Genomic DNA, 14362 nt, shown 5'->3' on the forward strand with positions numbered 1-14362 from the left:
AGCGGCCCTGTCGGAGGAATGGCCATGAATGCACTGACCACCAACTTCTATCAGCTCCTGGCAGACAACCTGGATGTGCGACCGGGCAAGCCGGCAATCATCGATGGGCATCGGGCTGCGAGCTATGCCGCAATCGCGGCCGAGGTGGATCGGCTGGCGGGCTACCTTCAAAGCCGGAATATCCGGCCGGGCGACCGAGTGATCGTGCATCTTCGCAAGAGTATCGCCGAAGTTACCGCCATGTTCGCGATCGCGAAGGTCGGAGCCGTCATCGTCAATGTGAATACCCAGTGGACTGTCGAGCAGCTCGACTATGTGGCCGCCGACTGCGGTGCGCGCGTGATGATCGTTGAGGCAAGGGTGGCGGAAGCGCTGGCATCACGTAGGGTTTCGAAAACGGTAGAGAGCGTCCTGGTCAGAGGTAAGCTGTCGGCAGAAACCGGGTTCGATATATGGGATCATCTTCCAGAAGACCTCTCGGGCGACGAGGTGCCGCGTCTCGATACGGAACTTGCGATGATCATTTACACGTCCGGTTCCACAGGCATGCCCAAGGGCGTGATGCTCACCCACCGCAACATCATAGCCGGCGCCCGATCCGTGGCCCGCTATCTGGAGTTGAGGGAAGACGACCGTCTGCTCAGCGTTCTGCCCTACAGTTTCGACTATGGCCTGAACCAGCTTACGACGATGATGCTCATGGGCGGTACGGTGGTGCATCAGGCTGTGCCGATGGCAGCGGAGATCGTCCGGACGATGCAGAAGCATCGCGTAACAGGGGTGGCCGCAGTGCCGCCGCTGTGGAGCCAGATCGTGCGTTTGCTGGCGGAAACGCCGACAGAATTCCCCGCGTTGCGCCGGATTACGAATTCCGGCGGGAAAATTTCGCTCAACATCCTGCAGCAAATCCCGCGGCTATTTCCCGATGTGGATGTTTATCTGATGTATGGGCTGACCGAGGCTTTCCGGTCCACCTATCTGTCTCCGGAAAAATTTCAACGCAAGATGGGTGCCATCGGCCAGGCTATCCCTGGTGCCGAAGTCTATGTCATCAAACATGGCGAAGGTATTGCCCATCCCGGCGAACAGGGCGAACTCGTCCACCGGGGTCCACTCGTGAGCCTTGGTTATTGGGGCAAACCGGAGGTGACGGAGCAGAAAATAAGGCCGTGTCCGGAGCTCTGGCACCTGATCGGAGACGAACCCGTCGTCTACAGCGGGGACATCGTCAGGGTCGATGCCGACGGTGATCTCTGGTTTATCGGCCGTAATGATGCGATGATCAAGACGAACGGCTTTCGCGTCAGCCCCGATGAGATCGAGGATCTTGTCTGCCGCAGCGGTGTAATCGCGGAGGCGGTCGCCTTTGGCGTGGAGCATGAAGATCTCGGCCAGGCCGTGCATGTGGCTATCCTTCCGGTCGGCAATTTTGATGAGGAAGCGCTGCTTCTCTACTGTCGGCGGGCTATGCCGTCCTACATGGTTCCGCGCCGCTTCCACATCTGGCCGGAGAGCATGCCGCGGACATCCAGCGGAAAAATTGCCCGGCCCGACGTTGTGCGTCTTTGTCGCGAATGGATGAGTTGTGGCGGCGGCGTTCCGGCCACCGGTACTTCCAAAGCCAGGATCAACAGGAATCAGACTGAGGAGAATGTGCGATGAGCCTTACCTATGGGGCATTGATCGGATACCTGCGGGACTCTCTGAGCATCAATGATGCCGACCGGGAAAGCGAGTTGTTTTCCTCCGGCCTGCTCGACTCGGTCTCGATGGTGAACCTTCTGGCCTTCATCGAGCAATCGACCGGAATTTCGATCCGTGCCGAAGACGTGACGCTCGAGAACTTCGATACGCCCGACCGCATTCTGCGCTTTGCCGAAGCCAGCGCTTGATGGATTACTCTTCGTCGCTGGATTTCTGGCTACAAAATGCGGCCGAGACGTTCGGCACGCCTTCCTATGTCTATGTCGCGTCGGCTATCGAACAACGGGCAGCCATGCTGCGGGCTGCGTTCGGCGACCGTTTCGCGTTGAGTTTCGCCGCCAAAAGCAATCCCAATCCGGCTGTGCTCGATTTCATGCGGCATCACGTGGAGTTCCTCGATGTCTCCTCGATCGGCGAGTTCAGAACGGCGCTTGCCGCAGGGTGGCTCCCGGAGAGGATCAGTTTCACCGGTCCCGGGAAGCGCGGCTTTGAGATCAGGGAAGCAATCGAAGGCGGCGTGGGTGAGCTGATTTTGGAATCGCTCCGCGAAGCCGTTTTGGCGGATGAGGCGGCGCGGAAGCTCGGCCGTGTCCAACGTGTTCTCATCCGCATCGCGCCTCCGTCTGTCCCCAAGGGGTTTGGCGATCAGATGGCCGGCCGGCCTTCGGCTTTCGGGATAGATTGGGAAGTCGCGGCGGAACAGATTCCAAAGATCGCAAAGTTGGCCAATCTGCAGATCGTCGGCCTTCATATCTATTCGGGCACGCAATGCCTGAAGGCGGAAGCGGTCTGCGAAAATTACCGCAACTTTCTCCAGTTATTCGGTGAGGCTTACGAGACTGGCCTCCCGCCCCCGGAAAAGCTGATTTTCGGATCCGGACTTGGTATTCCATATCACGACGGGGATCTCCCGCTTGATCTTGGCGCCGTCGTTGCCGGCATTTCCACCGATCTCGACGCATTCACCTCGCAGCCACGGTTTGCAGATACGCGGCTGGTACTCGAGCTCGGACGCTATCTGATCGGCGAAGCCGGGTATTTCCTGACGCGTGTCATCGCCATCAAGGAGTCCCGTGGTGTGAGGATCGGCATCTGCGACGGTGGGATGAACAATCATCTGCCTGCCTCCGGCCATTTCGGAATGGTCATGCACCGCAACTACGCGATGCATAAGGTGGGAGGTTATGGCGAGCCGGAAAAAATCAATCTCGTCGGGCCTCTCTGCACCTCTATCGACCGGCTGGCGATCGGTGTCGTGCTGCCTCGGATAGAGGAGGGCGATCTGGTTGCCGTACACAACAGCGGTGCCTACGGACTGACGGCCAGTCCCATCCATTTCATCAGCCACGCACCGCCGTGCGAGGTTATGGCGGAGGCCGGCGGTCTGCGGGACATAACCTATATTCCCGCCTTGCCGTTGGCTGCCGGCTCACCGCCGATCTAACCTCCGTCAGTACGCTTTTCCCGTGTCCCAGATCTGGATCGACGTCCGGACGACAATCTTCATGTCCAGCCAAAATGACCAGTTGTTGATATACCAGAGATCATGGAAGATACGCTCTTCCATCTTTTCGATATTAGGGGTCTCACCCCGGCAGTTGTTGATCTGAGCCCATCCCGTCAATCCCGGTTTGACATGCCGCCGGTAGGCGTATTTGGCGATCAGCGAGTCGTATAGGGCGTCATGGGCCAGCGCATGCGGACGCGGGCCGACGATCGACATTTCACCTCGGAGGACGTTCCAAAATTGCGGCAGTTCATCAATGCTCAATGTGCGGATGACTGCACCAATTCGGGTTACCCGTGGATCATTTCTGGTAGCCTGGCGAATGTCGTCGGTGTCTTCCATTACTGTCATGCTGCGGAACTTGAGAATGCGGAAAGACCGGCCGCCATATCCTTTGCGAACCTGTCTGAAGAGGATGGGCCCCTTGGAATCCAGCTTAATGGCGATCGCCACCACCATCAGAAGCGGAAGCAGTGAAACGATGGCGAAGAGAGAGAAGGCGATATCGAAGGCTCTCTTCGTGCCACGTTCGTAGAGGCTGAGCGGCGGGCGTTGCGTCTGGAAGGCAGTCATGCTGCCGATCTTGCGGGCGGGAGCATTGGTCAGCCGGCCAACCACACCGTCGAAGATGACGTTGACGGGCAATACCGAGCGCCGGAGTTCGTTGAGATAAAGCTCCAGGTTGGCGACATTCGGGTCACGCCAGACGATAAAAACCTCGTCAAGATGCTCAGCTTCGCTTTGCCACAACCGTTCCAAGGCGCTTGGGGAGAGCAGGCTGTCGCCGGACAGATGCAGGATCTGAACGAGGGTCATGCCGCTCGCCATGGCTTCATACTGCCAATGCTCGACCGGGAAATCCTCGTTGCAGACCAGGAGGACGCGCCTCATTCTAAAGTAGGCTGCAGCGGCAGCCGATGGCAGATACCAGTGCCAGAAGCAGCGCATCGAGATCAGACCCGCAAGTACGATCACCGCTGTAATGAGCATTGCTCCGCGCGAGTAGTTTTCACCAATCTTCAGGAAGAAGATTACCGTCAGCAGGAAGGCAAATGTGCTCGGAACCAGGATGCAGATCAGCCGGATCTGCGGCCTGAGGAGTTGTATGCTTTCGGGGCTGTAGGCTTGGGCGCTGTGCATGGCAAGCAGGAAAATAGTCGACATGACGAGCCCGAGCCCGATGAAAAGCGACGGGTCGGGTGCTGAACCGAAAGCTACATATTGATAACCCGTGAAACCAATTGCCCATGCACCGAGGAGATAAATGAAATCCGCAACTGCGGCGACGTAGGCAATGCTGCGATATTCGAGGCCACTCCGCTGACGCGGCTGCTCAAGCGGCGTGTCGTACCTGCCTACAGTTGGTTCGGTTTGCGTGAACATCATCTTGAGCCCCCAGCCAGAAAGTATAGCTGAGGGAAGAAGCTCGGCAACGGGGGCAGGATACCTCCTAAGCATGATGTCCCTATTATCTACTTTTTGTATGAAGGAAACTGTATATAGTTATATTGAAGTGAGCGATCATTCGCTCGCGCAACCATGCGAACGAATTTCAACGTTTACACGAGTTTCATTTTATATTGTGGAATATCTGTAATTATACTCACTTTACTTCGGGTTATTCGATAGCAGCGCTGGCCTTTGCCGCCGATGGGGATCAGGCGGTTGATAGGCCTTCGGCTTAGCTCTGATTGTGTTGGGGGCGTAATGGAGTTCGAATGGGACGTTGCCATTGTCGGCGCAGGGATGGGTGGCGCGGCAGTCGGTTATGCATTGGCCACAGCAGGACATCGGGTGCTGCTCATCGAGAAAGGTCTTGCGGAGTTTTCGCAAGACGATGACGACGATCCGGATACGTTCGACGAGGCGAGACGCCTGCGGAACGGACGATGGCCACACCAGATAACGGGTTCGGTCAATGCCCGTTCGGTCCGCTTTTTTCCCGCCCTTGGATGCGGTCTCGGCGGTTCGACGCTTCTCTATTCTGCAGCGCTGGAACGTTTTTCGCCCACCGATTTCAAGTCCGGCGAGGATCTTGGCCGGCCCATCTGGCCCACGGACTACAGAACTCTCGAACCCTATTACCAAATGGCGGAGCATCTTTTGCAGGTCCGAGGCACTCAGGATCCGCTGCAACCGAGATCGCATCTCGTCGAACCTCCGGTGATGACCAGATGCGATCAGCACTTCTTCGATTCGACCCAGTCGAATGGCATGCATCCCTATCGAGTCCATACCGCATGTCGGTATATTGAAGACTGCGGCAATTGCGGCGGTTCTATTTGTCACAAATCCTGCAAGTTCGATGCGCGGCGTGCATTCATTGAACCAGCTGTCGCGACAGGCAATGTTACCATCCTGGACCAGTGCAGCGTTGAAAAGGTCGAAGCCAACGGGGATTCGGTCACAGCCCTGTCCTGTCGGAAAGACGGTGAAGCTGTCACGATCGCGGCCAAATTCTATGTTTTGGCAGCCGGAGCACTATCGACGCCCTTGCTTCTTCTCAATTCCACCAGCGAATTTTGGCCAAACGGCGTGGCCAACACATCCGATATGGTGGGACGCTGTCTGATGTTCCATGTTTCGGATTTCTTTGCGGTCTGGCCACGTGGCCTGACGCGCGTCTCGGCGCCGGGGAAATCTATCGCCCTTCGTGATTTCTATGAACATGACGGAACGAAATTTGGTGTCATCCAGTCAACGGGTCTGACAGCCACTGCGAATAATGTTCTCCATTTTCTGAAATCCGCGATCGATCGCAACGGTTGGATCTGGTTCAAGCCACTCAAGCCTTTCCTTCGCATTCCCGCAATGATCGGAGCCCTGATATCCGGCAAGGCGACGATATTCGCGTCGATAATGGAGGATCTCCCCTATCCGGAAAACCGCGTGAAACCCGATCCTCGAGAGCCGAACGGCATCTTTTTCGAGTACACAATTCACGAGGAGCTGCGCCAGCGGATTCAGGCATTCCGCCGTCACTATCGCCGGGCATTCAAGCGGCACCGGATGATGATCCTGGGCCCGGAGGTCAATCTGAACTATGGCCATGCCTGTGGGACCTGCCGTTTTGGTGCCGAACCCTCGAATGGGGTCGTCGACGCCAACAATCGAACCCACGACCTCCCAAATCTCTATGTGGTCGACGCCTCTTTCTTCCCGACGAGCGGGGGAGCCAATCCGAGCTTGACGGTAGCGGCAAACGCGTTACGAGTCGGCGCGCATATTGCCGATGAACTTTTGAAGGTGGATGCGAAGTCGGGAGACGACGAGATTTCTCCCACACCTTGCTGAAATGGCTTCGGTATCCGTGCGGGATCTCGTCACATGCCCGTCGGCCGGTTTCGGTCAGTTCTAACCCATTGGGTGCTCACCGGTGCAAAGATGTGACGGGGATAGAGCCTCAGTTTGTCTGCTACATAGCCGGGGATCTGGATCATGGTGCGTAACGGAAGCACCGTTCTTCCGTGAAGCCACCAGATCACGATCAGCGTCATGCCGAAGATCAGGACATTTGCTATGCAGATCAAAAGTGGAAAGTTGAGCATGCCTGATGTTGCCAGGCCGGCGCTTGCGACGAGCGCCAGGAAAAGAAGCGCCGCCTGCAAAGTCAGGGGAGGTACGAGGGCATCCACTACCAACGCAATATAATCTTTCTTTCTGAAAGTGCTGGCGCAGGTCAATGCCGAAAGCAGCGACCGGGTGAGGGCGAAGCGCCCGGTATCCCAACGCGATGCCTGGGCGCGCAGGCCGTCCCTGGAATAGGGAAACGTGCTCTTGACGACAGCCGCATCGCAGAAGAGGGCCGCATGGCCCGTGCAGGCCAGGTCCAAGCCGAGTTTCATGTCCTCCACCAGGTTGCCGTTCGCAAGTTGCGCGTTCTGCAATATGGTCCAGGGAAACGCCATGCCGGATCCGGTCAGCTGCGCCGGAAGGCCGAGCTTTGAGAGTCCAAGAAGCCTGATGCGGTTCTTGAGAAGAAAAGCGAATTCGGAGACGGCAAGATTTATGCCTGCATTGTGCGGTGCGATCATCAGATAGCGGGACTGCGAAGGCCGGTTTGTCGCGGCGGTCATGTAGGCCAGTTCATCCAGTGCTCCCGGCTCCAGCCAGCAGTCTGCATCGATCACGACGGCAACCTCGGGCGGCGCTTCGGCCAGATACCGGATTGCAGCAGCAAGCGCATAACCCTTGCCGCGATGGTCCGCATCGAAACGTTCGATCACCTCAACTTCGGCATCGCGGGCCAGGGACGCAGTCAGGTCGCTGCAATTGTCAGCCACCACTACCAGCCGATCCCCTTTGTGCATCTGTCTTTTGATATTTTGTACTGCGTCCAGGATTTGCAGTTCTTCGTTATGAGCGGGCACAATAATCCCGACCGTCGGCCTCACTGTTCCCCGTTGCCGCAATTTCCGTTGCACTCGGAGGCTGCTGGCGAAACACTCGACCGCAAGCACTGCAGTGGGAATCAGAAGGACTACCGACAATAAGATAGCTAAGGAATTCAATACGTACTGCGACATGGCTTCGCCCCCGCTGGCATCTCGGAGCCATAATAGTCCAAAGGCGCAACGCGTGAGTTCGTCCGGACTACGACGTTTGAACGAAAGCGGCCTCATCCTTTTTAGGCTGGCAGATAAGGCTCGCAGCGGTCCTACACCCATTTGATGGGATTGGGCCAATTGAGCCTTCATGGCCGTAGAAGATACTGTTTATCCAATAAAACCAAGCATTTAGATCAAACGGATTAGTCCGGTTGGCTGATGGTCTGTGTGGAGTTGAGGGTTAGAGGGGGCTAGATTCATGGCTGTAATTGAAGCAGCGCCATATGAAATGCAGCGTCCTGCCAGGAGCGGCAGGCGTAGCTTTCTAGGCGCCCCGTTCGATCTTATGACGCCTGCTGCTGTGTTGGACTTTGTAGCCAACAGCGGCCCGGAAACAGGGTTTCGCTACGTTGTGACACCCAACGTCGATCATGTGGTTCGACTGCGAGGAAATGCGCAAATCAGGCGTTATTACCAGCAGGCGTGGCTTTCGGTCTGCGATAGCCGCCCAATCGCCGGACTTGCACGGTTGCTTTTCCTGAGATTGCCTGTCGTTACCGGATCCGATCTTACAGCGAGCATCTTCAACTCGGTTATTCGAGATGGCGACTTGATAACGCTGATAGCTTCCGATGACGCCGTCGTGCGCGACATTCGTCTCCGGTATCCCAAAGTAAGGTTTCGTGCTCATCTGCCGCCCCAGGGGCTGTGGAACAATGAGGATGCTCTGCAAGCGTGCGTCGATTTTGCCGCTCGCGCCGAAGCACGGTTTGTCTTTATCGCAATCGGTTCTCCCCAGGCGGAGAAGATAGCTTATGAACTGTCGCGTCATCCAGACGCGCGGGGCATCGGACTATGCGTCGGCGCATCTCTGGAGTTTCTCGTCGGGACAAAAAAACGGGCGCCGATCTGGATGCAGCATCTCGGCCTCGAATGGCTGCACAGACTTACGACCGATCCAAAGAGGTTGTGGCGGAGATATGCCCACGCAGTTCTGCCGCTGGTAACTCTTTTCTATCATGAGGTGACTGGACGAGGGCCGCGGCTTGGTCCGTACTGAGGCGGCTAACGGACAATCATGCCGGTGACGACGTGGCCCTCATGGAATCTGATGCTTCCGCGCAGGCGATCGGCGAGCCGGAAAGGCGGAACCTCGTGGTCGAAATATGCCGCAAATGCCTCCTCTGCGAGGCTTAGTTCGATGTGCACCGCCTCAAACCCGAACATCCTTCTTGTAAGCTGATACTGACATTTATAGGTGCATTCTTTTGCACTGAAAATTGCTTTCAGCAGCTTGCCGCGTTTGCTCGAGGGTTGCTGATCCAGCCAATCGCGCTCGCGTGATGTACAAATCTCCTCTGCAAAAAAATCATCAAGCGGCGTTTCCTCTTCCACGTCCAGACCGACGGCCTTGATGCCATCCGAATGCCGCGCGACGGCGGCGGCGCACCGGGTCGACGAGTGGCTGATGCTTCCGGTAATGCCGAGCGGCCAGATCGGCGCGCGATCGGGCCCGATGGGTATCGCCATTTCGGGCAATCCCAATTGTCTCATGGCCTCTCGGGCGCAGGAACGGCCGGCGGTAAATTCCCGCAGCCGGCGTTTGAACGCGCCGACCATTGCCACCCGCTCTTCCGGATAAAGCGTTGCGGTGTCTTCGCTGAGAGTCGATTCCGCTACCGAGACAGAAGCATCAAATATGCCTTTGAGCAGCATCGCTAGACTTTCGTGTCCGCGCCGAGCACGGTAAGGCGCCGGTCGATCATGTTTCTGCGCAGTGCGGCTCGTTCGGCCACCTTGCTCAATTGCGATTGAGCTTTCCCCTTGCCGGAGATGTGCTCGGCCAGGAGGGCGACCGTCGGGAAACGGAAGAGGTCGGTAATCGTCAGGTCCGGCGCGAGCCTGGCCTTCATCTCCCGATGCACCTGTACCGCGAGAAGCGAATGCCCGCCCAGAGCAAAGAAGTTATCGAATATGCCGACCTTCTCCAGGCCGAGGGCCCGGCCGAACACTTCGCTGATCTCGCGCTGCAGGTTGTTGGACGGCTCGATGAACGTGACGACGGGCGAGGAAACCTTTTCCACGGGGGGAGGTAGCCTGTTGCGATCTACTTTGGCGTTTGGCGTCAGCGGAAACGCCTCCATCGTGACGACATGCGAGGGAACCATCACATCGGGCAGCGCTTCCGCAACATGAGCCCGCAAACTCTGTCCGCAGACTTCTTCTCCGTCGGTTCTGATGTAAGCGACAAGGCGAACATCGCCTGGAGTGTCCTTGCGGGCCACGACGACGGTTTCCCGGATGCCGGGGAATGTCGCAATCCGGGCTTCGATCTCGCCGAGTTCGATGCGGTGACCGCGAATCTTGACCTGGTGATCCGTTCGACCGAGGAAGTGGAGGGTCCCATCTCGGTCGAAACGGGCAAGATCGCCCGTCCGGTATATCCGGCCTTCCGCAAAGGGGTTTGCTAGGAAGCGCTCGTTGGTCAGCTGCTCGCGGTTTAAGTATCCCCTCGCGACGCCGTCGCCGCCGATATAAAGCTCGCCGATATCACCCGGCGGAACCGGCCTCAGCGCGCCATCGAGGACGTAGAGTTGGGTGTTAGCAATCGCACGGCCGATGGGAACGATGCCTGTTGAGGGCCCGGCGGTAAATGTCGAGGACCATATAGTAGTCTCTGTCGGGCCGTACATGTTTTCAATGGTTGCATCCGTGACCGTTCTCAGGGCCGCGAGAAGCGACCCCTGCAACGCTTCGCCGCCCAAGAAGACGTGGCTGATGTCACTCAGCGCTGCCCGGTCTTCATCGACCATCATGAACATACGCGCCATCGACGGTGTGCACTGCAGATGCGTAACTCTGTGCTTGCGGATCGCCTCGGCGAAGCTCTCGACGGGGTCATCGCCTGCAGGTTTCTTGCTGGCTTTCACAACTTCCGACAGTAACGGAAGCCGTCCCAGAACGGTCTCATCAGGCAGGCCGAAATCGATGAGGCAGGCGATCTCGTCGACGCCAATTGCGCCGACCTCCGCCAATCGTTCCAGTGCGTCCTCGACGGTTCCGAAGAGGCCGCTGTCTTCAAAATAACGAAGGAAAGCAAATTCCAGGATGGCGTCCATCTCATCCGGGGCGAGCGACTGCAGATCAATGTCCATCGGCTGGGCGACGCCCTGCGGTTTCTTGAAGGCCGGGAATGCCCATGCGTATTGCTTGATCAGAGCGGCAGCACTGCGCAGATAGTCTTTCATCGGGCCGCGGGCCAACTCCCGTACCTCTTCCCGCTCGTTTCCGAGAAGCGTGTGAAGCATCAGCGTCACCTTGTAGTGGCTCGGATCGCGTCCGACCTCAACAAGCGTCTCCCTGTATATCCGGATCTTCTCGGCCAGTTCCTCGACCGACTGCCCGAGCAGGTGCGTCAAAACATTGGCGCCGAGCCTCGCAGCCTCCCGATAGGTCTCCGGGTTGCCGGCCGTCGTCAGCCAGACGGGGAGTTCCTTTTGAACGGGCCGGGGCTGGGTAACGACGCCCGCCATGCCGCCGCCGAAGTCAAAATCCACCTTGTCGCCCCGCCACAATTTGCGGACGGTTTCGATGTCGCGCATCAGGCTTGCCTTGTTCTTCGGAGGGGCATTTTCCGGCCGCAGCACGAAATCTTCCGGCATCCAGCCCGAGGCGAAGGCAAGAGCGACCCGGCCATTGCTGAGATTGTCGATGATGGCCCATTCCTCGGCCACACGCACGGGGTGATGAAGCGGCAAGACGCAGCTGCCGGCGCGGATCGAAAGATTTTTGGTGACAGCGGCGACGGCCGCGCCGGTCACGGCAGGGTTCGGATAAGGGCCGCCGAATGCGTGGAAATGCCGTTCCGGCGTCCAAATGGAATCGAAGCCGTTGGCATCGGCAAATTTTGCTCCCTCGAGGAGCAGCCGGTATTTCTCAGGGCCGGCTCCGCCATCGTTCCCCCAATAGAACAAGCCAAAATCGAGATTGGCGGTTCTTCCCGAAACGGTTGCGCCTCGCGCCTTGGCCTCGATCACCTCGGACGAATGGATCACCACCTTGAAGCCGCGAGCAAGAGTCCAGAAAAGCTCCAGCACGGAGATGTCGAAGGAAAGGCTGGTGACAGCGAGCCAGACATTCTGCCTGTCCGTCTCACGCGGAACCCGTTCGTCCATACCTATGAAGAAATTGACGACGTTTCGATGTTCGATCATCACGCCTTTCGGCAGGCCGGTCGAACCTGAGGTATAGATGACATAGGCGAGATTGTTTGAAGCAACTCCACTCGTCGGACGTTCCGCAGATGCCTTGCTTCTGAGAATGTCGTCGACGCAGAGAAAGCTGGCCTCGGCGAGAATTGGCGACTTTGCCAGGCTCCGTTCCGTCAGGACGAGCTTCGCACCGCTATCCTTGATCATGAATGCCAGCCGGTCAGCTGGAAAATGCGGATCGAGAGGAATATAGGCACCCCCGGCCTTCATGATGGCCAGAGCGCCGACAACGAGGTCCACGGATCGCGGCAGATAAAGACCGACGCTGATATCCGGCCCAACGCCCTGCGCAATGAGTGCCTGCGCAATCCGGTTCGCGCGCTCGTCCATTTCACGATAGGTCAGCGTGCGGCCGCGAAACGCAATAGCTTCCGCGCCAGGCGTGCGCTCGACCTGACGTTCGATGAGTTCGTGGACACAGGCTGTCGTTTCGTATTCCCGCTCCGTCTTGTTCCAGTCGTAGAGGATGATCTTCGCGTCTTCATCCGACATCAAAGGCAGATCCTGCAGTATTGCGCCGGTCTTGAAGGCGCCGGCCAAAACGTGCAGGGCCTTTGCCAGATCCTCCACTTGCCGGTCGTCGATGCGCGTCCGATCGTAGTGGAGGTCGGTGCCGTTCTCGCGCAGGCAAAAAGTCAGGGCACACCCCGATATCGCTCCGCCCTGGCTTGGATCGGTTGTGTTCATGATACCAATCGTTAGATCCGCGGTGACAATGCCTGGATAACGATCGGGGAGGTCACGGCAGTAACCCTTGCGTTTACCGATCTCGGTCAGTTTTCGATCGAGCTCTCCCGTCAAGTCATCGGTTGTCCGGTGGTCCGCAGTATCGATATGCAACGGCACCGACTGGGCGAAATAGCCGGGATGGCGTTTTGAGAGATCTGCGAGACCATCATCCTGATAAGCGACATTGAAAGCCGGCTGTCCGGAAAAACGCGCCAGGAAGGCCAGAAGGAGTGCCACTCGTTCATTCCTCGCAAGCCCAATCGGAAGAGAGAGGGACTTCAAGCGAATATCGGGCGCCTGCTCCGATGCCTTGACCTGGGGCAGGGAGAGGTCGATTGAGGTTTCAAGCGCCCGGAGAAAGAAGCCTTCATGCCGCGAGAGATCCGCCACTGTCTGCGAGAGCGCAATCGTTTCTGGTTCTCCGGGAACAAGTAACCGATCGCCGGGGCGTAATACTGAGGAAAGCGCAATTCTGTCTGCGGCGGTTTTCCGGAATCCTTCCAGCAGGACGGGTACGTCGCCGGTTCCCACCGTGACACCGTGCGCGCCGACCGACATGACAAGCCCGGGCTCACCGTTCATCTCTCCTTCGAGCACGCGGAAATGGGCGACGGTGAAGACCTCGTCCCCGAGACGAACCTTAGGCGTGGCGAGCGGATTCAGATATCCGCTTCCGAAGTCCAAACCCCGCACAAGGCGGGAAAGAGCCTTTGCGGACGAAGAAAAATCAAGGGTTGCGGCCCCAGCCGGGCGCTTGAGGCGTTCATAATAGACGCGGGTGCCGAAATCCTGCCGGCGCGGTGTCAAACCGCCGCGCTCGATTTCATCGAGCATCGTGGAAAAAGTTGCGATGCCGGCTTCGAAACACTTGGTATTCAGTGTCAGCGCGGTGTCGTCGCCGGATATATCGAAGCCCTGCTGGGCATAGATATCGCCCTCGTCGATCCCTTCATTGATCGCATGCCAGGTGACGCCGTGATGGTCGTGACCTTCCAAAATCGCCCAGGCGGGCGTGTTGAGCCCTGCCATCTGGGGCAGCAGGCCATCATGGAAGTTCGCGGCACCGCAGCGGGCGTGTTGCCAAACCGGACGGGGAACAATGGTCAGATTGGCAATGCTGAAAAGCCAGTCGTACGAGATATCGGCGAGGCTGGAAGCGTAGTCGCTTTGGAGGCTGACAGCGGGAACCTCCTCAACTTCGGCCCATCGTCTGACCGGTCCGCTTGATGTGACGATTGCCTGAACCCTGTGCCCGCGCGCCTTAAGGATCTCGGCGCATTGGACGAGCAACGACCCGTCACCGATCAGAACACATGTTAACTCGCCCATGAAGCTCATCCCCGCTCTGTTGTGTCGAAGGAACTCCGATAGAACCGGGGGGCGGTACAAATTTCAACATGCGCCGGGCCAGCCATCCGGATGATCGCGACTAAGCTTGAATTGCAGGGGGCATCGGCACCTCCGTCTTTTGAATGATGCCGGCTCCCAAAGACGTAATTGCGATTGCGTCAGCGCTGGCAGCACACTGAACATGGCGAGTGGACGCTCGCGGACATTTTTGAAGGGAAGTGGAACATAGCCCATGGGTCATTGCATGACATCCT

9 protein-coding genes are annotated in these 14362 nt (G+C 57.8%); 5 read left to right on the forward strand and 4 right to left on the reverse strand.

Translation table 11 applies throughout. From position 1 onward, the window contains the following. Positions 1-24: 24 nt before the first annotated feature. From EDE05_RS16150 to EDE05_RS16160, 3 genes are read left to right on the forward strand one after another with little or no spacing between them, the layout of a single operon-like run. Positions 25-1662, forward strand: a complete 1638-nt coding sequence (locus EDE05_RS16150; protein WP_132411260.1) for an AMP-binding protein — start codon at positions 25-27, stop codon at positions 1660-1662. After that, entirely contained in the window at positions 1659-1892 is a 234-nt protein-coding gene (locus EDE05_RS16155; RefSeq protein WP_105373145.1) for a phosphopantetheine-binding protein, read from the forward strand. Before EDE05_RS16150 ends, EDE05_RS16155 begins: the two co-directional genes overlap by 4 nt. Further along, positions 1892-3148 (forward strand): type III PLP-dependent enzyme, encoded by a 1257-nt coding sequence (locus tag EDE05_RS16160; protein WP_132411262.1) that lies wholly within the window; start codon positions 1892-1894, stop codon positions 3146-3148. The genes EDE05_RS16155 and EDE05_RS16160 overlap by 1 nt, the downstream gene beginning before the upstream one ends. Positions 3149-3154: 6 nt before the next feature. On the opposite strand, the gene EDE05_RS16165 is transcribed toward EDE05_RS16160, so the two are convergent. After that, entirely contained in the window at positions 3155-4597 is a 1443-nt protein-coding gene (locus EDE05_RS16165) for an exopolysaccharide biosynthesis polyprenyl glycosylphosphotransferase (protein WP_245505146.1), read from the reverse strand. Between the two features lie 360 nt (positions 4598-4957). Here EDE05_RS16165 and EDE05_RS16170 point away from each other — a divergent pair, with 360 nt between their 5' ends. After that, a complete protein-coding gene (locus tag EDE05_RS16170) occupies positions 4958-6505 on the forward strand; it encodes a GMC family oxidoreductase (protein WP_245519925.1) in 1548 nt (515 codons plus the stop codon). A 29-nt stretch (positions 6506-6534) separates the two neighbouring features. Here EDE05_RS16170 and EDE05_RS16175 read toward each other — a convergent pair whose 3' ends face one another. After that, on the reverse strand, positions 6535-7833 hold the full coding sequence (locus tag EDE05_RS16175; protein ID WP_162712455.1) for a glycosyltransferase family 2 protein: 1299 nt from the start codon (positions 7831-7833) through the stop codon (positions 6535-6537). A gap of 184 nt (positions 7834-8017) precedes the next feature. Between EDE05_RS16175 and EDE05_RS16180 the strand changes: the two genes are divergently transcribed. Then, the gene (locus EDE05_RS16180) at positions 8018-8818 is read left to right on the forward strand and encodes a WecB/TagA/CpsF family glycosyltransferase (protein ID WP_162712453.1); all 801 of its coding nucleotides are present in this window, start codon (positions 8018-8020) and stop codon (positions 8816-8818) included. A gap of 5 nt (positions 8819-8823) precedes the next feature. Here the strand turns inward: EDE05_RS16180 and EDE05_RS16185 are convergent, their stop codons facing one another. Both EDE05_RS16185 and EDE05_RS16190 read right to left on the reverse strand, forming a co-directional pair. Further along, positions 8824-9474 (reverse strand): 4'-phosphopantetheinyl transferase superfamily protein, encoded by a 651-nt coding sequence (locus EDE05_RS16185; protein ID WP_112800647.1) that lies wholly within the window; start codon positions 9472-9474, stop codon positions 8824-8826. Between the two features lie 2 nt (positions 9475-9476). Then, on the reverse strand, positions 9477-14087 hold the full coding sequence (locus tag EDE05_RS16190; protein ID WP_132411266.1) for a MupA/Atu3671 family FMN-dependent luciferase-like monooxygenase: 4611 nt from the start codon (positions 14085-14087) through the stop codon (positions 9477-9479). Positions 14088-14362: the final 275 nt, after the last annotated feature.

It is taken from the genome of Neorhizobium sp. R1-B, from assembly GCF_004368875.1.
Lineage (GTDB): Bacteria > Pseudomonadota > Alphaproteobacteria > Rhizobiales > Rhizobiaceae > Neorhizobium > Neorhizobium huautlense.

What these genes read in the sequence shown, in the direction of transcription:
- EDE05_RS16160 (WP_132411262.1), top strand. Translation starts at nt 1,892, where the DNA reads ATGGATTACTCTTCGTCGCTGGATTTCTGGCTACAAAATGCGGCCGAG.
- EDE05_RS16155 (WP_105373145.1), top strand. Translation starts at nt 1,659, where the DNA reads ATGAGCCTTACCTATGGGGCATTGATCGGATACCTGCGGGACTCTCTG.
- EDE05_RS16150 (WP_132411260.1), top strand. Translation starts at nt 25, where the DNA reads ATGAATGCACTGACCACCAACTTCTATCAGCTCCTGGCAGACAACCTG.
- EDE05_RS16175 (WP_162712455.1), bottom strand. Translation starts at nt 7,833, where the DNA reads ATGAGGCCGCTTTCGTTCAAACGTCGTAGTCCGGACGAACTCACGCGT.
- EDE05_RS16185 (WP_112800647.1), bottom strand. Translation starts at nt 9,474, where the DNA reads ATGCTGCTCAAAGGCATATTTGATGCTTCTGTCTCGGTAGCGGAATCG.
- EDE05_RS16170 (WP_245519925.1), top strand. Translation starts at nt 4,958, where the DNA reads ATGGGTGGCGCGGCAGTCGGTTATGCATTGGCCACAGCAGGACATCGG.
- EDE05_RS16165 (WP_245505146.1), bottom strand. Translation starts at nt 4,597, where the DNA reads ATGATGTTCACGCAAACCGAACCAACTGTAGGCAGGTACGACACGCCG.
- EDE05_RS16190 (WP_132411266.1), bottom strand. Translation starts at nt 14,087, where the DNA reads ATGGGCGAGTTAACATGTGTTCTGATCGGTGACGGGTCGTTGCTCGTC.
- EDE05_RS16180 (WP_162712453.1), top strand. Translation starts at nt 8,018, where the DNA reads ATGGCTGTAATTGAAGCAGCGCCATATGAAATGCAGCGTCCTGCCAGG.